This is a genomic window from Burkholderia sp. Cy-637 (genome assembly GCF_011753175.1).
In the GTDB taxonomy this organism is placed as follows: Bacteria; Pseudomonadota; Gammaproteobacteria; order Burkholderiales; family Burkholderiaceae; genus Burkholderia; species Burkholderia gladioli.
Window position 1 is genome coordinate 25,530 of sequence record NZ_VWWC01000041.1, and the last position, 20,451, is coordinate 45,980.

Below are 20,451 nucleotides of genomic sequence, written 5' to 3' on the forward strand. Positions count from 1 at the left end.
TGCGTGGCACAAGCCGGGTGATTGCGAGATGGAAAAAGGCGTTTCTCATCGCGAAACGACTCATTCAAACCATTGATTAACAACAAGTAAATATTTTAGAGGAGCCCACCAAAGCCGCTGTCGCCGCGCCGGACGCTTCCCTAGACTCTTATACAAGAGTTCACGAAACGAAGCGCCGGATGCACCGCCCGCCTCCCGATCGCGAACCCAGGACTCGTATCCCTCACCGATTCATGTTCTCAAGGAGACTCATCATGTCGCGTCAACAACAGGCCAAGGCACTGCAGCAGAAGTGGGAAAGCGATCCGCGCTGGAAGGGCATCAAGCGCGGCTACAGCGCCGAGGACGTGATCCGCCTGCGCGGCTCGATCGAGGTCCAGCACACCATCGCCCAGCGCGGCGCGGAAAAGCTCTGGAGCCTCATCAACGAGGAGCCCTTCGTCAACGCGCTCGGCGCGCTGACCGGCAACCAGGCCATGCAGCAGGTCAAGGCGGGCCTCAAGGCCATCTACCTGTCGGGCTGGCAGGTGGCGGGCGACGCCAACGTGGCCGGCGAGATGTACCCCGACCAGTCGCTCTACCCGGCCAACTCGGTGCCGCTGGTGGTCAAGCGCATCAACAACACGCTCACGCGCGCCGACCAGATCCAGTGGTCGGAAGGCAAGAACCCCGGCGAGGAAGGCTACGTCGACTACTTCGCGCCGATCGTGGCCGATGCGGAAGCCGGTTTCGGCGGCGTGCTCAATGCCTTCGAGCTGATGAAGGCGATGATCGAGGCCGGCGCCTCGGGCGTGCACTTCGAGGACCAGCTCGCCTCGGTCAAGAAGTGCGGCCACATGGGCGGCAAGGTGCTGGTGCCGACCCGCGAGAACGTCGCCAAGCTCGGCGCCGCGCGCCTGGCCGCCGACGTGATGGGCGTGCCGACCGTGCTGATCGCGCGCACCGACGCGGAAGCCGCCGACCTGATCACGTCCGACATCGACGAGAACGACAAGCCCTTCCTGACCGGCGAGCGCACCGTCGAAGGCTTCTTCCGCACGCGCCCCGGCATCGAGCAGGCGATCTCGCGCGGCCTGGCCTATGCGCCCTACGCCGACCTGGTCTGGTGCGAAACCGGCAAGCCCGATCTCGAGTACGCGAAGAAGTTCGCCGAGGCGATCCACAAGCAGTTCCCGGGCAAGATGCTCTCGTACAACTGCTCGCCGTCCTTCAACTGGAAGAAGAACCTCGACGACGCGACCATCGCCAAGTTCCAGAAGGAGCTCGGCGCGATGGGCTACAAGTTCCAGTTCATCACGCTGGCCGGCTTCCACTCGCTGAACTACTCGATGTTCAACCTCGCGCACGGTTATGCCCGCACCCAGATGAGCGCCTTCGTGGAACTGCAGCAGGCCGAGTTCGCCGCCGCCGACAAGGGCTTCACGGCCGTCAAGCACCAGCGCGAGGTGGGCACCGGCTACTTCGACGCGGTGACCCAGACGGTCGAGCGCGAAGCCTCGACCACGGCGCTGCACGGCTCGACCGAGGACGAACAGTTCTTCGACGGCAAGAAGGTCGCCTGAGCCGGTTTCGTGTTCAGCAGGAAGGCGGGGCCGGACGATTCGTCCTGCCCCGCCCGGGCAGCGATCAGGGAGCGATGACGACAAAGGCGCGGACCACCGCGCCGCGACAGACCACAAGCCGGGCGTGCCATGCACGCGCCCGGCACCGGCGACACCGGGCACGGTATCGCCAGGCCGTTACGAACCGCGCGCCGGCCCTGGCGCGCGGTCTTTCATTCAGGGGCAGCCCGGCTTGCCGGGGCGCCCGTCACCGATAGACGATCACCGGGATTTTCGTATGCGTGAGCACGCGCTGCGTCTCGCTGCCGATCAGCAGGCTGCCGAGCCCGCGTCGGCCGTGCGAGGCCATGAAGATCACGTCGCAGCCGCCGCGCTCCGCCGCCTCGATGATGCCGAGGTAGGGCGACGGGTGCAGGCTGGTGCAACTGTCGCAGGCGACGCCGGCGCGACGCGCGCAGCCCTCGACTTCCTCCAGATGCGCGTGCGCCTCGCGTTCGCTGCGCTCGCGGAATTCGGCCGGCGGCTCGACCATCGCCTCGGCCGCGAACGGGGAATACGGATATTGCGGCAGACACGCATAGGCGGTCACGCGCGCGCCGACCGTCTGCGCGAGATCGATCGCGCCGTCGATCGCCTTGCGCGACAACTCGGACCCGTCGGTCGGAACCAGGATGTGCTTGAACATGGCGCCCTCCGTCGATCAAGCCGCGGCAGCCCGCACGACCCGCGGGGGCGCCGTGGCGGCCTCCATCCGATCGATTGTAGGTCGCGGTGGCGGCCGCACCGCCTCGGCAAAGGGTTCGTCCTGATATCGGAAACGCGGGGCATCGACAGGCGCCGCGCCTTGGATTCAACCCCGGATCCAACCCCGGATTCGGCGGCATCGCGCCTTGCCCGCCCCTCAACCCCAGTAACCCGGCCGCTCGTAGGTGTGCTTGAGAAAGTCGAGGAACAAGCGCACGCGCAAGGGCAGATGCCGGCGCTGCGGGAACACCGCGTGGATCCCGATCGGCGGCGCGGCGAACTCGTCGAGCACGCTCACCAGGCGCCCGGCCGCGATATCGGCGCCCACCTCCCACCAGGAACGCCAGGCCAGGCCATGGCCCTCGAGGCACCACTCGTGCAGCACCGCGCCGTCCGAGCATTCCATCGGGCCGGCCACGCGGATCGAGACGATCTGCCCGTCCTGCTGGAAGGCCCAGCCGCGCTGCTGGTTGGCGTTCGCGGCCAGCGCCAGGCAGTGGTGGCGCGCCAGCTCCTCGAGCGTGCGCGGCGTGCCGGCGCGCGCCAGGTAGGCGGGCGCGGCGACGCACACGCGCCGGTTCTCGCCCAGCTTCAGCGAGACCAGCGAGGAATCGGGCAGCTCGCCCAGCCGCACCGCGCAGTCGAACCCCTCGTTGACGAGGTCGACCATGCGATCGGACAGGTCGAGCGTGATCGTCACGTCGGGATGCGCCGCGGTGAAGGCCGGCACCAGCGGCGCGACATGGCGGCGCCCGAAGCCGGCCGGCCCCGACACGCGCAGGTGCCCGCTGGCCTTCACGCCGCCGGCCGAGACGCTGGCCTCGGCGTTCTGCATGTCGTGCACGACGCGCTGGCAGTCCTCCAGGAAGGCCGAGCCCTCGAAGGTCAGGGTCAGCTTGCGGGTGGTGCGCAACAGCAGCTTCACGCCGAGCCGCTCCTCCAGCGCGTCGAGCCGCCGGCCGATGATGGCGGGCGCCACGCCCTCGGCATGGGCGGCGGCCGACAGGCTGCCCTTGCCGGCCACCGCGATAAAGGTCTCGATCTGCTTGAAGCGGTCCATGTCTCACGCGGGGAAATCGATGATGCCGGCCAGATTAGGTTGATAAAAGTAAAAGATCAAGTGATGGAAAGCGTATTTTCCAACCTCCCGAATCACGAATAGAATCGATTCCGACCTCTACCTGGAGCGCACGGCTATGTCGGCCATAACGACACTCTCCCCCAAAGCCATCCTGTTCGACGCCTACGGCACGCTGTTCGACGTGCACGCGGTGGTCGCCGCGGCCGAGCAACTGTTTCCGGGGCGCGGCGATGCCCTGTCCCAGCTGTGGCGCCGCAAGCAGATCGAATACACCCAGCTGCGCACGCTGTCCGATCCCGAGGGGGCGCGTTACCGCCCGTTCTGGGACATCACGCTCGACGCGCTGCGCCATGCCGGCCGCTCGCTCGGCCTCGAACTCGGCGCGGCCGCCGAGAAGCGGCTGATGGACGAATACGCCTGCCTGTCCACCTACCCCGATACCGTGCCGGCCCTGCGCCGGCTGCGCGAGCTGCCCGGCGCGCCGCGCCTGGCGATCCTCTCGAACGGCGATTCGCGCATGCTCGACATCGCCGTGAAGAGCGCCGGCATGGCGGGCCTGTTCGACCGCGTGCTGTCGGTGGAAACGGTGCGCGCCTACAAGCCGGCCGCGGCCGCCTACCGGCTCGGCACCGAGGCCTTCGGCGCGGCGCCGCGCGAGATCCTGTTCGTCTCCTCGAACGGCTGGGACGCGGCTGGCGCCGGCTGGTTCGGCTACACCACCTTCTGGCTGAACCGCGGCGGCGCGCCGCGCGAGGAACTCGGCGTCGCGCCGGCCGGCACCGGCGCGCGCATGGATGACCTGCTGGCCTTCGTGGCCGGCGCCGCCACCCCGCCGTCACGCCCCGGCCCGGGCGCCTGACGTCGTTTTCCGTTGTCGATTTCGCCTCGCGCATCTCGATTCTCGTAATCCGTTTTCCGCAATTCGCTTTACGCAATTCGCACTGACCGACCAAGGAGAAACACATGACGACCACGCTGAAGCTGCCGCAAGGCATGGCGATCACGGGCGAGATCCGCCCCGGCTACGACGCGATCCTGACGCCCGAGGCGCTCGAACTCGTCGCCCGGCTGCACCGTGCCTTCGAGCCGCGCCGCCAGGAACTGCTGAAGCTGCGCGCCGAGCGCACGCGGCGCCTGGACGCCGGCGAACGCCCGGACTTCCTCGCGGACACCCAGGCGGTCCGCGACGGCGACTGGAAGGTCGCGCCGCTGCCGGCCGACCTGCAATGCCGCCGCGTCGAGATCACCGGGCCGGTCGAGCGCAAGATGATCATCAACGCGCTGAACTCGGGCGCGGACTCCTACATGACGGACTTCGAGGATTCGAACGCGCCGGTGTGGACCAACCAGCTCGACGGCCAGATCAACCTGTTCGACGCGGTGCGCAAGACCATCTCGCTGGAGCAGAACGGCAAGTCGTACCGGCTCAACGAGCGCGTGGCCACGCTGATCGTGCGCCCGCGCGGCTGGCACCTCGACGAGAAGCACGTCACGGTGGATGGCCAGCGCGTCTCGGGCGGCGTGTTCGACTTCGCGCTCTACCTGTTCCACAACGCGAAGGAACTGCTCTCGCGCGGCTCGGGCCCCTACTTCTACCTGCCGAAGATGGAAAGCCACCTGGAGGCGCGCCTCTGGAACGACATCTTCGTGGCCGCCCAGGAGGCGATCGGCGTGCCGCGCGGCACGATCCGCGCCACCGTGCTGATCGAGACCATCCTGGCCGCCTTCGAGATGGACGAAATCCTGTACGAGCTGCGCGAGCACAGCTCGGGCCTCAACGCCGGCCGCTGGGACTACATCTTCTCGGCCATCAAGAAGTTCAAGAACGACCGCGAGTTCTGCCTGGCCGACCGCTCGAAGATCACCATGACGGTGCCCTTCATGCGCGCCTACGCGCTGCTGCTGCTGAAGACCTGCCACAAGCGCAGCGCCCCGGCGATCGGCGGCATGAGCGCGCTGATCCCGATCAAGAACGATCCGGAAGCGAACGACAAGGCGATGGGCGGCGTGCGCTCGGACAAGGCGCGCGATGCCGGCGACGGCTACGACGGCGGCTGGGTCGCGCACCCGGGCCTGGTGCCGATCGCGATGGAGGAATTCGTCAAGGTGCTGGGCGATCGTCCGAACCAGATCGACAAGCAGCGCGACGACGTGCAGATCGAAGGCCGCAACCTGCTCGACTTCCAGCCGGAAGCGCCGATCACCGAGGCGGGCCTGCGCAACAACATCAACGTCGGGATTCACTACCTGGGCTCCTGGCTGGCCGGCAACGGCTGCGTGCCGATCCACAACCTGATGGAGGATGCGGCCACCGCCGAGATCTCGCGCTCGCAGGTCTGGCAATGGATCCGCTCGCCGAAGGGCGTGCTCGACGACGGCCGCAAGGTCACGGCCGAGATGGTGCGCGAGTACGCGAAGGTCGAGCTCGACAAGGTCAAGCAGGTGGTGGCGGGCGATACCCAGCCCTATGAGCGCGCCGCCGCGATCTTCGAGAGCATGTCCACCTCGGAATCCTTCACCGAATTCCTGACGCTGCCGCTCTACGAGGAGATCTGAGCCTGGCGTGACGCGGGCCGGCGCCACCGGCCCGCACCGGAACGAAAAACGGGCGTGCCGTTCGATGCTTGTCGAACGGCACGCCCGTTTTCCTATTGGCCGCGGTGGGCCCGCGAAGCCGCCGTCTCAGCCGGCCTGCAGCTCGGCCGGCACCTGGCGCGCGAGCCGGTGGGCCACCCAGTCGCCCGAGGCGATGCGCGGCCGCTCGGCCACCGAATGCTCGCCCACCGGGTAATAGAGGCAGTCGTAGCGCCGCCCGGCCAGCTCGACCGTGACCTGCCGCGACAGGAACAGGCCGTCGACGCCGGGATAGACCTCCTCGATCTCGTCGAGCACCGGCACCAGGCGCTCGTCGATCGCGTAGACGTCGCCGTGCACCTGGTCCTCGCCCGCGCCGGGCACCATGCCCGGATAATCGCCGAAGTCGTAGAGCCGGCCGCGCAGCGCGGCCGAACCGAGCAGCCGCGGCGCGCCGATGCCATGCCGCGCGGCGGCGCGGCCGATGTCGTTGATCTCGCCGGCACGCAGCGTGCCGTAGACGAATACGTGGCGCATCCTGATTCCTTCTCCTGTCGAGGCATCGCGGTAACGAGCGGGCGCGGGCGCCGGGGCGCATCCCGGGGGCACATCCCGAGGTCGTCCGCCGCGACCGCCGAGAGTTTCCGGCGCGAGGCGATCATCGCGCAGCCGGGCCGCGCTGTCACCCCCTGCCTCATATTGAATCGCATGCGGCCGGCAAAACCGGGACAGCGCGCTGCCGGCGCCGCGACCGGCGCGGCAGCGGCAAGGCGCCGCCGCTCATACAATATCGCTTGGTCCAGCCGCCGCGCGTCCGATGAAACCCGCCCCTGCCCTCTCCCTCTTAGCGCCGATCACGATCGACATCCCGCCCGAATTCGCGCCGACGCCCGAGCACCCCTTGCGCGTGCGTCCCCGCCCGATGGCGGCCAGCACGCGCATCCCGCAGCACACGCATGCCTGGGGGCAGCTCGCCTACGCCTCGCGCGGCGTGCTGCGCGTGACCACGGCAGGCACCACCTGGATGGTGCCGCCCTCGCGCGCGATCTGGGTGCCGCCGCGCGTGGCGCACGAGATCGTGGTGGTCGAGGATGCCTTCCTGCGCACGCTCTACATCGACGAGACGGCGCTGCCCGGCGGGCTCGACGATTGCCGCGTGGTGGAAGTCTCGGGCCTGCTGCGCGAGCTGATCACCGCGCTCGACGTGCGCACCCTGGCGCAGACGCGCGAGCGCCTGCTCACCGCCCTGATCCTCGACGAACTGACGCGCAGCGAGCCCTTGCCGCTGGCCGTGCCGATGCCGTCCGAGAAGCGCCTGCGCGCGCTGTGCGAGGCCGTGCTCGCGCATCCGGCCCAGGCCGAATCGCTCGATCACTGGGCCGCCAGCGTGGGCGCGAGCACGCGCACCATCGCGCGGCTGTTTCGCCAGGAACTGGGGGTGAGCTTCACGCAATGGCAGCAGCAGGCGCTGCTCGCACGCGCGATTCCGCTGCTGAACCAGGGGCGGCCGATGTCGCATGTGGCCCAGGAGCTCGGCTACCAGAGCCAGAGCGCGTTCTCGGCGATGTTCCGGCGCGCCTTCGGCAAGAGCCCGCGCGCCTTCATGCTCGGCGATGCCGGTGCTCCCGCTATCGATCCGGTCGACCCTGACGACCCGGCCGCGGCCAGCGAAGCCGCCGCCGACGCCGATACGGCCGCAACGACGTTCTCCGAAACAGTCGCCGCGCCCGGCACGCAGCGCGCCGAGGCCCCGCGCAAGCTCAGTTGACGAGCCGCACCATGTGCCGGATCGAGCCGAACTGCGCGAGCCGCGGCCCGGCGAGCCGGTAGCCCATGCGCAGGTAGAGCTTGGCGGCGGGATTGTCGACGAACACGCGCAACTGCGTCTCGCGCAGGCCGCGCGCCTGCGCCCAGCGATGCGCGGTGTCGAGCAGGTAGCTGCCGGCGCCGAGCCCGCGATGACCGTCGCGGATCTGCACGTCGCGGATATGCAGCGAGTCGCCCTCCTCGGTGATCCGCATCACGCCGACGCGCTCGCCGTCGCGCTCGAGGATGAAGTTCTCCGATTCGCACCAGCTCAGGTAGAACAGGTCGGCACGCCACTGCAGGCCATGGCGACGGTAGTAGTCGCCCATGTTGGCGTGCGTGAGCGCTTCGGCGAACTCGAAGTCGTCCGCCTCGGCCGGGCGGAGCTGGAACAGCAGTCTCAGGTCGGTGGGATCGAGCATGGCGTCGAGGAAAATCCCGGATCCTCGCCACGATAGCGCAGCGCGCGGCCGATGCAATGGCGAATTGCCCGATGACGGCGAGAAGAAGACGAAACCCCGGGCGGGACGACGCCGAAGCCGAAGGCCGGCCAAGCCCCTGAAAAGCAAAAAGCCCGTTCAGGTATTCCTGAACGGGCTTTGCATATCTGGCGGAGCGGACGGGACTCGAACCCGCGACCCCCGGCGTGACAGGCCGGTATTCTAACCAACTGAACTACCGCTCCAGTTTTCTACAGCTCACCGGCAGGCGTTGGTCAATTCCCGCCGGCACATCGATCGAATCTCGAACGACGCCGAATTTGGCGTCCCCTAGGGGATTCGAACCCCTGTACTCACCGTGAAAGGGTGATGTCCTAGGCCTCTAGACGAAGGGGACTGCGTACCGCTACGACTCATTACCTCAACGTTCGAATGGTGGAGGTAAGCGGGATCGAACCGCTGACCTCTTGCATGCCATGCAAGCGCTCTCCCAGCTGAGCTATACCCCCTTGCACCATGAACGCAGGAGCTGCTGACTGCCAACCCCTTTACTACCCTTGCCCTTCAACAATAAAGCCCGTTCAAATGTCAGCCGAACGGGCCTTGCGTATCTGGCGGAGCGGACGGGACTCGAACCCGCGACCCCCGGCGTGACAGGCCGGTATTCTAACCAACTGAACTACCGCTCCAGTCTTTTACAGCTCACCGGCAGGCGTTGGTCAATTCCCGCCGGCACATCGATCGAATCTCGAACGACGCCGAATCTTGGCGTCCCCTAGGGGATTCGAACCCCTGTACTCACCGTGAAAGGGTGATGTCCTAGGCCTCTAGACGAAGGGGACTGCGTACTGCGACTTCTACTGCTTGCACCTTTAACGATAAAGCCCGTTCATCGAACAGCCGAACGGGCTTTGCGTTTGGTGGCGGAGCGGACGGGACTCGAACCCGCGACCCCCGGCGTGACAGGCCGGTATTCTAACCAACTGAACTACCGCTCCACACATTCGTCACGACAGACCTGCGCTGATCACGCTCGGCCTGCCTGCTTCGCACCAATCGGGTACGACGCGATGACTGGCGTCCCCTAGGGGATTCGAACCCCTGTACTCACCGTGAAAGGGTGATGTCCTAGGCCTCTAGACGAAGGGGACAAAATCTTCTCAGACTCTGTCTTGCCGCTGGCCCTTGCTGTTTGCGCATCCAGCAAAGACCGAGATTCTTACTGGTTTTCAGCGATTTGTGAAGGATTTTTTTCAAACCGCTTCACCGCCGACACTTCAACCAGACTACTGCAAAAACCGTTCTGTTGGTGGAGGTAAGCGGGATCGAACCGCTGACCTCTTGCATGCCATGCAAGCGCTCTCCCAGCTGAGCTATACCCCCTTGCAGAACAGAAACGAGATTATAGAGAGCACCCCAGAGTTTGTAAATACCCTTTTTATCGGAATCGCAAAAATTTTCATCCCGCGACTCCCTCGAAAGCCGGCCGGAAATACCGGCCCGCTCCGAGGCGCTCCATCACCTCAAACAGCGAGGCGCGAGATTACGACATTTCGATCCAGCAGGGCAAGCACCGCGTCGAGCGAGGGCGTATGCGTGGTGCCCACCACCAGCAGACGCACCGGCATCGCCAGTTGCGGCATCTTCAGGCCATGCTCGGCGAGCGTGGCCTTCAGCGCGGCCGCGATGCCTTCCTTGCTCCACTCGGCCGCCTTCAACGCCTCGGCAAGACCCGCCAGCGCCGGCTTGACCGCATCGGTGACGCGCTGCGCGAGTTCCTCCGCGTCCGGCGCCGGCACGCGATAGAACATCGCCGCGCCGTCGACGATCTCCTTCACGGTGGAGGCGCGATCCTTCATCAGGCCGATCACGCCGGGCAGGTCCGCGCCGCTCGCGAGCGTCGCCTCGTCGATGCCGAGCGCGGCGAAGAAGGGCTTGGCCAGCTCGGCCAGGCGCGCGTTGTCGGCTTCCTTGATGTAGTGGTTGTTGAGCCAGTTGAGCTTGTTGTGGTCGTACTGCGCCGGCGACTTGCCCAGGTGCTCGAGGTCGAACCAGGACACGAACTGCTCGCGCGAGAAGATCTCGGCATCGCCGTGCGACCAGCCCAGCCGCGCCAGGTAGTTGAGCACGGCCTCGGGCAGGTAGCCCGCGTCGCGATAGCCCATCACGCTCATCGCGCCGTGGCGCTTGCTCATCTTCTCGCCCTGCTCGTTCAGCACGGTCGGCAGGTGCGCGTAGACCGGCACCTCGCCGCCCAGCGCGCGCAGGATGTTGATCTGGCGCGGCGTGTTGTTGACGTGGTCGTCACCGCGGATCACGTGGGTGATCTGCATGTCGAGATCGTCGACCACCACGCAGAAGTTGTAGGTCGGCGTGCCGTCGGGACGCGCGATCACCAGGTCGTCGAGCTCCTCGTTGGAGATCTCGATCCTGCCCTTCACCGCGTCGTCCCACACCACCGAGCCCGTCAGCGGATTGCGAAAGCGCAGCACCGGCTGCACGCCGGCCGGCGGCTCGGGCAGCAGCTTGCCCGGCTCCGGGCGCCAGGTGCCGTCGTAGCGCGGCTTCTCGCCGGCCTCGCGCTGGCGCTCGCGCAGCGCATCCAGCTCCTCGGTCGACATGTAGCAGGGATAGACCAGGCCCTTCTCGAGCATCTGCGCGAGCACCGCGCGATAGCGGTCCATGCGCTGCATCTGGTAGAACGGGCCCTCGTCGAAATCGAGATCGAGCCACTTCATGCCCTCGAGGATCGCGTCGACCGAAGCCTCCGACGAACGTTCGAGATCCGTGTCCTCGATGCGCAGCACGAAGGCGCCCTGGGTGCTGCGCGCGAAGGCCCAGGGATAGAGGGCCGAACGGATGTTGCCGAGGTGGATGAAGCCGGTCGGGCTCGGAGCGAAGCGGGTACGGACAGGACGGGTCATGGACGGTAACTCGATGGCCGCTCGCGCGGCCCGGATGGCAAACGACGCGGCGACGGCGCGCGGCGGGCGATACGGCCGGACGCGGTCGGCGGCGGGAAGAAAGATCGGGAATTATAACCGCCGACGGCCCGCTTCCGGGCATGCCCCCGGCCGTTCGGCCAGGCCGCGGCGCCCTGCACGCAGGCCCGCCGCGCGACATGACAGGCGCTCGCGGCCCCGCCCCGGGCCCCTTCGCACAAGCTTCGCGCGTCTTCGCCGCCCGCTTGTGCCGCCGCCCGGCCGCTTGCTTTATGATGTGCGCGCCGCGGCAGGTCCGCCGCGCGCGAGGCCGCCCGCGCGCCCGCTCGGCACGCGCCGCCTCGCCCTTCGTCGCGCCCTCGCGCGCGGCCGCCCCCGTCTGCCGGAGAAAGCCCCGATGTCGTCGTCCCCCCGCCTGTCCCGTCGCCAGTTTTCCCTGGCCGCGATGTCCGCGTCGCTGGCCGCGTGCACCTCGTTCGGCGGCAAGTCCGATGCCGGCAAGACGCCCCCGCCGCCGGTGGCGGCCACCCAGCCGCGCCGGCCGCTGAAGGTCGGCATCGCGCTGGGCGGCGGTGCCGCGCGCGGCTTCGCGCATATCGGCGTGCTCAAGGCGCTGGAGGCGCGCAGCATCCCGATCGACCTGGTGGCCGGCACCAGCGCGGGTTCGGTGGTCGGCTCGCTGTACGCCTCGGGGCTGAACGCCTTCGACCTCAACAAGCTGGCGCTCACCATGGACGAGGCCTCGATCAGCGACTGGGCCCTGCCCTGGCGCTCGCGCGGCCTGCTGATGGGCGTGGCGCTGCAGAACTACATCAACAAGACGCTCAACAACCGGCCGATCGAAAAGATGACGCGCCCGCTGGGCATCGTCGCCACCGACCTGCAGAGCGGCCAGCCGATCCTGTTCCAGCGCGGCAACACGGGCCTGGCGGTGCGCGCCTCGAGCAGCGTGCCCTCGGTGTTCGAGCCGGTGCGCATCGGCAGCCGCGAGTACGTCGACGGCGGCCTGGTGAGCCCGGTGCCGGCCTCGTTCGCGCGCAGGATGGGCGCCGACTTCGTGATCGCCGTCGACATCTCGGCGCGCCCCGAGGGCGCCGCCACCGGCAACCCGATCGAGCTGCTGCTGCAGACCTTCACGATCATGGGCCAGACCATCAAGGCCTACGAGCTCGACAAGTACGCCGACGTGGTGATCCGCCCGAACCTGGCGGCGATGAGCGCGAGCGACTTCACGCAGCGCAACGCGGCGATCCTGGCCGGCGAGGAAGCGGCCGCGAAGATCATGCCGGAGCTGCAGAGCAAGCTGGCGGCCGCGCAGGCACGCGCGAGCGCCTGAGGGCGCCTGCCGAGCCGCCCGGGGCAGCCCGGGGCCGCCTCGGACCTCGCCTGGCACCGCCAGCGCCCTCCAGGGCGCCTCGCGGCCCGGCACGCGACGCTCACCCCGCCCGCCCCGCCGCCATCCCCTTTCCGAAGCCCCAAAGCAAAAACCCCGGCTCCTTGCGGAAGCCGGGGTCGGCCATGCTTGCCTGCCGCGGTGCGGCGATCAGTTGCCCGGCGTGAAATCCGCCGCGTTGCCGCCGATCGTCGCGCTCACGCGCTGGCGCAGGTCGTCGGGCTTGGTCGGGAATTCCGACTCGAGCCGGCGCGCGCCGGTGAAGCGCTTTTCCCAGTAGCTGCTGTCGAGATCGTCGACGCGGATCGTGCTGCCCGTCGAGGGCGAGTGCACGAACTTGTTGTCGCCGATATAGATGCCCACGTGCGAGAAGGTGCGGCGCATGGTGTTGAAGAACACCAGGTCGCCCGGCTTGAGCTCGCTCATGCGGACCTTCTCGCCGACGCGGCTCATTTCCTCGGCGCGGCGCGGCAGCGACATGCCGAGCGTGTCCTGGAACACGTAGCGCACAAAGCCGCTGCAATCGAGCCCCGAATCGGGGGAATTGCCGCCCCAGCGGTAGCGCACGCCGATCATGTTCAGCGCGCCGACCACCACGTCGCCGGCCTTGCCGGCCATGCCGGAGAGGAACGACTTGGCGCCGCCCGTGCTGGCTGCCGGGGCGCTGGCTTGCGGATTCTGGGTGGAGGAATTCGACCCGGACTGGGTCGAGAATGCGACATTCTGATTAAAACTGCCGGCTTCGTCGGCGAACGCGCCGGGAGCCGCAGCAATCAGGACGCCGACAAACAGCCCGGCGACGGCGCGCGTACATACCTGGGTGAGGGAGCGGTGCTGCATCGGTCGGTAATTTTGTGCTTAAAAATCAGGTGATTGCCGGAAATTTCGGTCGATACTAGCCAGACGGTATTTGTTTGTCAAAATGAATTGAAAAATTCAATCAATATCTGCACATCATTGGGGCAGCCCTGGCTGGCCGACCGCGGCCAGGAGTTTGCGCGTGTACGGATGTGACGGTTCCGTGAAAATTTTTCCGACTTCCCCGCTCTCGACGATTTCCCCGCCCTGCATCACCGCCACCCGGTGCGCCATCGCGCCGATCACTTCCAGGTCGTGGCTGATGAACACGTAGCCGAGGTTGTACTTGCGCTGCAGGTTGGCGAGCAGCTTCAGCACCTGCTGCTGGATCGACACGTCGAGCGCGCTGGTGGGCTCGTCGAGCACCAGGATGCTGGGCTCCAGCACCAGCGCGCGGGCGATCGCGATGCGCTGGCGCTGGCCGCCCGAAAACTCGTGCGGGTAGCGATGCAGCACCGTGCGATCGAGCCCGACCTCGCGCAGCACCGCCGTCACGCGCTCGCGCAGCGCCTCGGCGGACAGCTCGGGCCGGTGCAGGGCCAGCCCCTCGCCGACGATGCGCTCGATGGTATGGCGCGGCGAGAGCGAGCCGAACGGATCCTGGAACACCACCTGCATGCGCGCGCGCAGGCGCCGCGCGTCGGCGCCGCGCCAGCTCGCCAGCGGGCGGCCGTCGAATTCGATCTGGCCGGCCTCGATGCGCTGCAGGCCGAGCAGGGCCATCGCCAGGGTCGACTTGCCCGAGCCCGATTCGCCCACCACCCCGAGCGTCTCGCCCTGCCGCACCGACACGCTGACCTGTTTCACCGCCGTGAAGCGCCCGCTGCGGAACCACCCCGCCAGGCCCGGCAATTTCTGCCGAAAGCCGACCGTCACCTCGCGCGCGTCGAGCATCACCGGCGCGATCGGCAGCACCGGCGCGGCGGTGCGCTGCGGCCGGCTGTTCAGCAGCTTGCGCGTGTAGGGATGCTCGGGCTCGGCGAAGATCCGCTCCACCTCGCCGCTCTCCACCAGCCTGCCCTTCTCCATCACCGCCACGCGCTGCGCGAAGCGGCGCACCAGGTTCAGGTCGTGCGTGATCAGCAGGATCGACATGCCGCGCGTGAGCTCGGCGTCGCGCTGCAGGTCCAGCAGCAGCTCGACGATCTGCGCGCGGATCGTCACGTCGAGCGCGGTGGTCGGCTCGTCGGCCAGCAACAGGCGCGGCCGGCAGGCCAGCGCCATCGCGATCATGGCGCGCTGGCGCTGGCCGCCGGAAAGCTGGTGCGGATAGCTGTCGACGCGCCGCTCGGGCTCGGCGATGCCGGTGCGCCCCAGCAGCGCGATGGCACGCGCGCGCGCCTCGCGCTTGGAAACCCCATCGTGCAGCACGATGGTCTCGACGATCTGGTCGCCCACCGTGTAGAGCGGATTGAGCGCCGTCATCGGCTCCTGGAAGATCATCGCGATCTGCGCGCCGCGCAGGCCGCGCATGGCGCGCTCGCTGGCCGCGCCGAGCTCGCGCCCGTCGAAGCGGATGCGCCCGCCCTGCTCGGCGTCGCGCAACAGGCGCAGGATCGCCAGCGCGGTCACGCTCTTGCCCGAGCCCGACTCGCCGACCAGGGCCACACGCTCGCCGCGGCCGATCGTCAGCGAGACGTCGTCGACGGCCAGCGTGTCGCCGAAGCTCACGCGCAGGTGCTCGATCGACAGCAGCGGCTCGCCCGGCGCCGCCGCGCCGCCGGCCCGATCGGTCGCACCCGCGCCCTGCCCCGGGGCTCGCGGGGCGCTCCCCGGGCCTGTCAGGCCCGCTCGTTCCGGTCGATCCGCCTGCGCCTGCGGCACCGGGCGCTTCGCTCCCAGCGCCGGCTTCATCGCGCACCTCCCGCCGCGCGCGAGGTATCGGCCACGCGCGAATCGAGCGCGTTGCGCAGCGCGTCGCCCATGAAGGTCAGCAGCAGCAGCGTGAACACCAGCACGATGAAGGTCGCCAGCGAGATCCACCAGGCGTCGAGATTGGCCTTGCCCTGCGAGAGCAGCTCGCCCAGGCTCGGCGTGGGCGGCGGCACGCCCAGGCCGAGGAAGTCGAGGCTGGTCAGCGCCAGGATCGAGCCGCTCATGCGAAACGGCAGGAAGGTGATGACGGGCGTGAGGCTGTTGGGCAGCACGTGGCGCCAGATGATCTGCCAGTTCGACAGGCCCATCGCGCGCGCGGCGCGCACGTAGTCCTGGGTGCGGTTGCGCAGGAACTCGGCGCGCACGTAGTCGGCCAGGCCGATCCAGCCGAACAGCGAGAGCAGCACGATCAGCAGCAGGAAGCTGGGCTCGAAGATCGAGGCGAAGATGATCAGCAGGTAGAGCTCGGGCATCGAGCTCCAGATCTCGATCAGGCGCTGCCCGACGATGTCGATGCGCCCGCCGTAGAAGCCCTGCACCGCGCCGGCCAGGATCCCCAGCACGGTGCCGATCAGGGTCAGCACCAGCGCGAACTCGACCGATACGCAGAAGCCGTAGACCAGCCGCGCGAGCAGGTCGCGCCCTTGCGCGTCGGTGCCCAGCCAGTTGTCGCGCGAGGGCGGCGCCGGGTTCGGCAGCGCCGAGAAGTAGTTCAGCGTCGTGTAGGAGTAGCGGTTCGGCGGATAGATCGCGAAGTTGCCCGGCGCATCGATCCGCTTGCGCACGTAAGGGTCGAGGTAGTCGGCCGGGGTCGGGAAATCGCCGCCGAAGGTGGTTTCGGCATAGTCCTTGGCGATCGGGAAGTACCAGTGGCCGTCGTAGCGCACCACCAGCGGCTTGTCGTTGGACCACAGCGGCGCGGCCAGGCTGATCGCGAAGGCGACCAGGAACACCACCAGGCTCCAGTAGCCCAGGCGCTGGCGGCGAAAGCGCTGCCAGACGCGGCGCGCGGGAGACGGCGAGACGCGCGCGCGGGCGGCGTCGACGCGGGAGGAAACGGCGGTTCGGCTCAACTCAGCGCTCCAGTTGGTCGAATTGGATCCGGGGGTCGACCCAGACGTAGCAGAGATCGGAAACCAGCTTGGTGACCAGGCCGATCAGCGTGAACAGGTAGAGCGTGCCGAGCACCACCGGGTAGTCGCGGCGGATCACCGACTCGTAGGACAGCAGGCCCAGGCCGTCGAGCGAGAACAGCGTCTCGATCAGCAGGCTGCCCGAGAAGAAGGCGCCGATGAAGGCGGCCGGGAAGCCCACGATCAGCGGCAGCAGCGCGTTGCGGAACACGTGCTTCCAGAGCACGCGCCGCTCCGACAGGCCCTTGGCGCGCGCGGTCAGCACGTACTGCTTGCGGATCTCGTCGAGGAAGGCGTTCTTGGTGAGCATGGTGATCACCGCGAAGCTGCCCACCACCGAGGCCGTAATCGGCAGCACCAGGTGCCAGAGGTAGTCGGTGATCTTGGCGGCCAGGCTCAGCTGGGCGAAGTTGTCCGAGCTCAGGCCGCGCAGCGGGAACAACTGCCAGAACGAGCCGCCGCCGAACAGCACCAGCAGCAGCACGCCGAGCACGAAGCCCGGGATCGCGTAGCCGACCAGCACCGCCAGGCTCGAGGCCACGTCGAAGGGCGTGCCGTTGTAGACCGCCTTGGCGATGCCCAGCGGCACCGAGATCAGGTAGGTCAGCAGGAAGGTCCAGATGCCGATGCTGATCGACACCGGCAGCTTCGAGACCACCAGCGACCAGACGCTCTGGTGATGGAAGTAGCTCTGGCCCAGGTCGAAATGCGCGAAGCGCTCCAGCATCAGGCCGTAGCGCTCGATGGGCGGCTTGTCGAAGCCGTACAGCGCCTTGAGCTGGGCGAGCTGCTGCGGGTCCACGCCCGAGTAGGCGCGCATGCCGAACGGCACATGGCCCTGCTCGGCACCCTTGCGCAGTTCCTGCATCGCCTGTTCGACCGGGCCGCCCGGCACGAACTGGATCACCGCGAAGGTGATGGTCAGCACGCCGAGCAGGGTCGGGATCATCAGCAGCAGACGTTTGAGGATGTAGCTCCACATAGGCGGGATCGACCAGGCGGTGCGCGCGGCGCGGTTAGGGGAACGACGGGGACGGCGGAAACGACGGGCGCGACGGCCGCGCGGGCCGTGCGCGAAGGGTGGCGCGATGGCGAGGCGAGCCGGCCGGATGCATGCCCACGGCTCAGTGCCCCGCCGCCGAGGCGGCATTCGCGGCGTTCGCGGCGGGTTTCTCCCACCACATCGACACCACCCAGTCCTCCGCCGAATAGTACAGCGGCAGCGTCGCGGGATAGGCCAGCCGCCGCTGGTAGGCGACCCGGTGCATGGTGCTGTACCACTGCGGCACGGCATAGTAGCCGTGCATCAGCACGCGGTCGAGCGCATGGGTGGCGTCGAGCAGTTGCTCGCGCGTCTGCGCCTGCACCAGGGTCTTCAGGATCGTGTCGACGGCCGGCGATTTCAGGCCGATCAGGTTGTCCGAGCCGGTCTGGTCGGCGTAGCGGCTGGCGTAGCGCAGCACCTGCTCGCTGCCCGGCACCTGCACGCCCGGGTAGCGGATTGTGGTCATGTCGTAGTCGAAGGCGTCGAGGCGCTTCTGCAGCAGGGCGAAGTCGGCGGTGCGAAAGCGCGCCTCGATGCCGAGCTTGGCGAGATTGCGCTGGTAGACGGCCGCCACCGGCTCCATCGAGCCGCCCGAATCGTCGAGGATCTCGAAGCGGAACGGCTCGCCGCGCGCGTTGCGCAGCGCGCCGTCGCGATAGGTCCAGCCGGCCTGGGCCAGCAGCGCGCGCGCCTGGAGCAGGTTGGCGCGCAGCGAACCCGGCGGATTGGTCGAGGGCTGCTCGGGCATCGGCCCGAACACGGCCGGATCCAGTTGCTTGCGCAACGGTTCCAGGATCGCCAGCTCGCCCTCGCCCGGCGTGCCGGTGGCCTGCAGCTCGGTATCGGCGAAATAGCTGTTCAGGCGCGTGTAGCCGCCGTAGAACAACTGGCGGTTCAGCCATTCGAAGTCGAAGGCCAGGTCCAGCGCCTCGCGCACGCGCACGTCCTGGAACAGCGGCCGGCGCAGGTTCATCATGAAACCCTGCATGCCCGCGCCGTTGTGCTGGCGGAACTCGTGCTTGACCAGCTCGCCGCTGTCGAAGCGCTTGCCGACGTCGCGCCGCACCCAGTTGCGCGCGATGTACTCGACCAGCACGTCGTATTCGCCGGCCTTGAAGGCCTCCAGGCGCGCCACCCCGTCGCCGTAGAGCTTGTAGACGACATGCGCGAAATTGTTGGTGCCCACCCGCACCGGCAGGTCGGCGCCCCAGTAATGCGGATCGCGCCGGTAGGTGATGTTGCGGCCGGTGTCGTAGCGCTCGATCAGGTAGGGGCCGCTGCCGATCGGCGGCTCGAAGGCCAGTTGGTCGAAGGCCACGTGGCTGCCGTCGGGCCGGGCGCCCCACTTGCGCGAGAACACGGGAATCGCGCCGGCGGTGAGGGGCAGTTCGCGGTCCGCGCGCGCGAACTCGAAGCGGATGGTGGCCGCGTCGACCACCACCGCGCGCTTGATCTCGGCGAAATAGGCCGCGTACTGCGGCGCGGCCTGCGGGCTCTTGAGCGTGTCGAACGAATACTTCACGTCGTCCGCCATGACCGGGTCGCCGTTCGAGAAGCGCGCGCGGGCATTGAGATGGAAGGTGGCCGAGAGCCGGTCCGGGGCGATCGCCACGTCGTCGGCCAGCAGGCCATAGACGCTGGCCGGCTCGTCGGCGCTGCCCGTCATCAGGCTCTCGAACAGCAGGCCGATGCCGGGCGCGGGATTGCCGCGCAGCGTGAAAGGATTGAACTTGTCGAAGGTGGTGAGCCGGTTCGGGTTGGCCAGCACCAGGGTGCCGCCCTTGGGCGCGTCCGGGTTCACGTAGTCGAAATGCTTGAAGCCGGGCGGGTACTTCGGCTCGCCGTATTGCGCGATCGCATAGACGGCATGGGCGGAAGGCGCGGCCGCCACGGCGAACACGGCCAGCAAGGCGGCGATGGCGGCACGCGGGGCGCGGCAAAGCGCGGCGGCCCGGAACGACGGAATCGGCATGAAGGCGGAATCGCTCGTGGTTCGTTGGCGGTGTCGCGCATTCTACCGAGTCCGCTCCGCTCGGTGGGGCATTCGCCGTGCCGGGCCGGCGCGCCCTGCCCCTTGCATCGTCGAGCGCGCAAAAGAAAACCGCCCTCGCGAGGGCGGTTTGTCATCAGCGGGCGGCTCGGCGGCTCGGCGAACCTCTATATAGGAGGCGCCTTGCACCGGGCCGCGGCCCGGCGATGGTTCAATGATGCCAGCCCGGGCCACCGTGGCCGCCGTGCCAGCCGGGGCCGCCGCCATGCCAGCCCGGGCCGCCGCGCCAGCCGCCGCCGTGATGGCGATTCCACTCGTCGCGGCCCCAGTAGCGGCGGCCGTCCCAGTAGCGGTCGCCGTGCCAGCCGATCACGATCGCGGGTGCCGGCGCATAGACGGGTGCCGGTTGATAGTAGGCGGGCGGCGGCGGCGCATAGACGGGTGCCGGTGCGACATAGGCCGGAGCGCCGAGGTTGATGCCGACACTGACGCCCGCCATTGCCGCGCCCGACACGAACAGCGCGGCCAGACCGGTCACGAGCGAAGCAACACGCAAGCTTTTCATGGAGTCCCCTTCCGGTGGTTTCATTGAGTGATTCGACTATAACGACTCGGGCCCCGCCCGCATATTTCCACTTTGTAAGAACTGATGCGCGGCATCGCGTGACATGCGCATCCCTAACGTCTTGTTACATTTCGCCGGACTCGGCCCCGGCCGGGGCGGCGAATGCGCGAGGATGCGGGTCGATGGAGGATCGCGGGAGGTGTCGAGCGCCATAGACGGCGCGCGTATTGTAGCGGCGAGCGTGCGAACGCGTGCCGGGAGCGCCGGCGCGAAGCCGGCGCGATGGGCATTCAGTGCGGCCCGGCGCGCAACTCAGCGCAACTCAGCGCGACCAGGCGCCGTCGAGCAGCGCGTCGATCTCCTCGCGCGTCGGCGCGGTGGCCGGCCCGAAGCGCGTGACCGCCAGCGCGGCCGCCGCATTCGCGCGCCGCGCCGCGACCAGC

16 protein-coding genes and 8 tRNA genes are annotated in these 20,451 nt (G+C 68.2%); 5 read left to right on the forward strand and 19 right to left on the reverse strand.

What is annotated here, in order from left to right; genetic code table 11:
- Positions 1 to 254: 254 nt before the first annotated feature.
- Positions 255 to 1,562 carry an isocitrate lyase gene (aceA, locus tag F3J10_RS13970; protein ID WP_166915846.1) on the forward strand — a complete coding sequence of 436 codons (1,308 nt, stop codon included), beginning with the start codon at positions 255 to 257 and terminating at the stop codon, positions 1,560 to 1,562.
- A gap of 247 nt (positions 1,563 to 1,809) precedes the next feature.
- Here aceA and F3J10_RS13975 read toward each other — a convergent pair whose 3' ends face one another.
- Both F3J10_RS13975 and F3J10_RS13980 read right to left on the reverse strand, forming a co-directional pair.
- Complete coding sequence (locus tag F3J10_RS13975; protein WP_025099312.1) at positions 1,810 to 2,247, reverse strand: universal stress protein; 438 nt, start codon at positions 2,245 to 2,247, stop codon at positions 1,810 to 1,812.
- 216 nt (positions 2,248 to 2,463) lie between these two features.
- Positions 2,464 to 3,366 carry a LysR family transcriptional regulator gene (locus F3J10_RS13980; RefSeq protein ID WP_025099311.1) on the reverse strand — a complete coding sequence of 301 codons (903 nt, stop codon included), beginning with the start codon at positions 3,364 to 3,366 and terminating at the stop codon, positions 2,464 to 2,466.
- A gap of 136 nt (positions 3,367 to 3,502) precedes the next feature.
- Between F3J10_RS13980 and F3J10_RS13985 the strand changes: the two genes are divergently transcribed.
- Together F3J10_RS13985 and aceB are read left to right on the forward strand one after the other, a co-directional pair.
- Positions 3,503 to 4,246 (forward strand): haloacid dehalogenase type II, encoded by a 744-nt coding sequence (locus F3J10_RS13985; RefSeq protein ID WP_017920954.1) that lies wholly within the window; start codon positions 3,503 to 3,505, stop codon positions 4,244 to 4,246.
- Positions 4,247 to 4,350: 104 nt separating this feature from the next.
- A complete protein-coding gene (aceB, locus tag F3J10_RS13990; protein WP_036050830.1) occupies positions 4,351 to 5,943 on the forward strand; it encodes a malate synthase A in 1,593 nt (530 codons plus the stop codon).
- A 126-nt stretch (positions 5,944 to 6,069) separates the two neighbouring features.
- Here aceB and F3J10_RS13995 read toward each other — a convergent pair whose 3' ends face one another.
- Complete coding sequence (locus F3J10_RS13995; RefSeq protein ID WP_025099308.1) at positions 6,070 to 6,498, reverse strand: gamma-glutamylcyclotransferase family protein; 429 nt, start codon at positions 6,496 to 6,498, stop codon at positions 6,070 to 6,072.
- Positions 6,499 to 6,778: 280 nt separating this feature from the next.
- On the opposite strand from F3J10_RS13995, the gene F3J10_RS14000 reads away from it, so the two are divergent.
- Positions 6,779 to 7,729 (forward strand): helix-turn-helix transcriptional regulator, encoded by a 951-nt coding sequence (locus tag F3J10_RS14000; RefSeq protein ID WP_167233599.1) that lies wholly within the window; start codon positions 6,779 to 6,781, stop codon positions 7,727 to 7,729.
- Here F3J10_RS14000 and F3J10_RS14005 read toward each other — a convergent pair.
- The 10 genes from F3J10_RS14005 to gltX form a co-directional block, all read right to left on the reverse strand.
- A complete protein-coding gene (locus F3J10_RS14005; RefSeq protein WP_013698551.1) occupies positions 7,722 to 8,189 on the reverse strand; it encodes a GNAT family N-acetyltransferase in 468 nt (155 codons plus the stop codon). The genes F3J10_RS14000 and F3J10_RS14005 overlap by 8 nt on opposite strands.
- Positions 8,190 to 8,375: 186 nt before the next feature.
- Positions 8,376 to 8,452 (reverse strand) — tRNA-Asp (locus tag F3J10_RS14010).
- A 76-nt stretch (positions 8,453 to 8,528) separates the two neighbouring features.
- Positions 8,529 to 8,604: transfer RNA gene (locus F3J10_RS14015), tRNA-Glu, on the reverse strand.
- Between the two features lie 36 nt (positions 8,605 to 8,640).
- Positions 8,641 to 8,716 (reverse strand) — tRNA-Ala (locus tag F3J10_RS14020).
- 103 nt (positions 8,717 to 8,819) lie between these two features.
- Positions 8,820 to 8,896, reverse strand: a tRNA-Asp gene (locus F3J10_RS14025).
- Between the two features lie 77 nt (positions 8,897 to 8,973).
- Positions 8,974 to 9,049, reverse strand: a tRNA-Glu gene (locus tag F3J10_RS14030).
- A 79-nt stretch (positions 9,050 to 9,128) separates the two neighbouring features.
- A tRNA-Asp gene (locus F3J10_RS14035) sits at positions 9,129 to 9,205 on the reverse strand.
- A 77-nt stretch (positions 9,206 to 9,282) separates the two neighbouring features.
- Positions 9,283 to 9,358: transfer RNA gene (locus tag F3J10_RS14040), tRNA-Glu, on the reverse strand.
- A 156-nt stretch (positions 9,359 to 9,514) separates the two neighbouring features.
- A tRNA-Ala gene (locus tag F3J10_RS14045) sits at positions 9,515 to 9,590 on the reverse strand.
- 140 nt (positions 9,591 to 9,730) lie between these two features.
- Positions 9,731 to 11,131 carry a glutamate--tRNA ligase gene (gltX, locus tag F3J10_RS14050; protein ID WP_025099306.1) on the reverse strand — a complete coding sequence of 467 codons (1,401 nt, stop codon included), beginning with the start codon at positions 11,129 to 11,131 and terminating at the stop codon, positions 9,731 to 9,733.
- A gap of 415 nt (positions 11,132 to 11,546) precedes the next feature.
- Between gltX and F3J10_RS14055 the strand changes: the two genes are divergently transcribed.
- Positions 11,547 to 12,485: a patatin-like phospholipase family protein gene (locus tag F3J10_RS14055; RefSeq protein WP_166916418.1), complete on the forward strand. Its 939-nt coding sequence runs from the start codon at positions 11,547 to 11,549 to the stop codon at positions 12,483 to 12,485.
- A 207-nt stretch (positions 12,486 to 12,692) separates the two neighbouring features.
- Here F3J10_RS14055 and F3J10_RS14060 read toward each other — a convergent pair whose 3' ends face one another.
- From F3J10_RS14060 to F3J10_RS14085, 6 genes are all read right to left on the reverse strand, one after another.
- A complete protein-coding gene (locus tag F3J10_RS14060; protein WP_013698554.1) occupies positions 12,693 to 13,382 on the reverse strand; it encodes a C40 family peptidase in 690 nt (229 codons plus the stop codon).
- A 114-nt stretch (positions 13,383 to 13,496) separates the two neighbouring features.
- Positions 13,497 to 15,254: a dipeptide ABC transporter ATP-binding protein gene (locus F3J10_RS14065; protein ID WP_240155585.1), complete on the reverse strand. Its 1,758-nt coding sequence runs from the start codon at positions 15,252 to 15,254 to the stop codon at positions 13,497 to 13,499.
- Positions 15,251 to 16,348, reverse strand: a complete 1,098-nt coding sequence (locus tag F3J10_RS14070; RefSeq protein ID WP_025099303.1) for an ABC transporter permease — start codon at positions 16,346 to 16,348, stop codon at positions 15,251 to 15,253. Before F3J10_RS14070 ends, F3J10_RS14065 begins: the two co-directional genes overlap by 4 nt.
- Before the next feature lies 1 nt (position 16,349).
- Positions 16,350 to 17,390 (reverse strand): ABC transporter permease subunit, encoded by a 1,041-nt coding sequence (locus F3J10_RS14075; RefSeq protein ID WP_025099302.1) that lies wholly within the window; start codon positions 17,388 to 17,390, stop codon positions 16,350 to 16,352.
- 142 nt (positions 17,391 to 17,532) lie between these two features.
- A complete protein-coding gene (locus F3J10_RS14080; protein ID WP_205200285.1) occupies positions 17,533 to 19,425 on the reverse strand; it encodes an extracellular solute-binding protein in 1,893 nt (630 codons plus the stop codon).
- A 229-nt stretch (positions 19,426 to 19,654) separates the two neighbouring features.
- Positions 19,655 to 20,008, reverse strand: coding sequence for a hypothetical protein (locus F3J10_RS14085; RefSeq protein WP_025099300.1), 354 nt, complete (start codon positions 20,006 to 20,008; stop codon positions 19,655 to 19,657).
- Positions 20,009 to 20,451 lie beyond the last annotated feature (443 nt).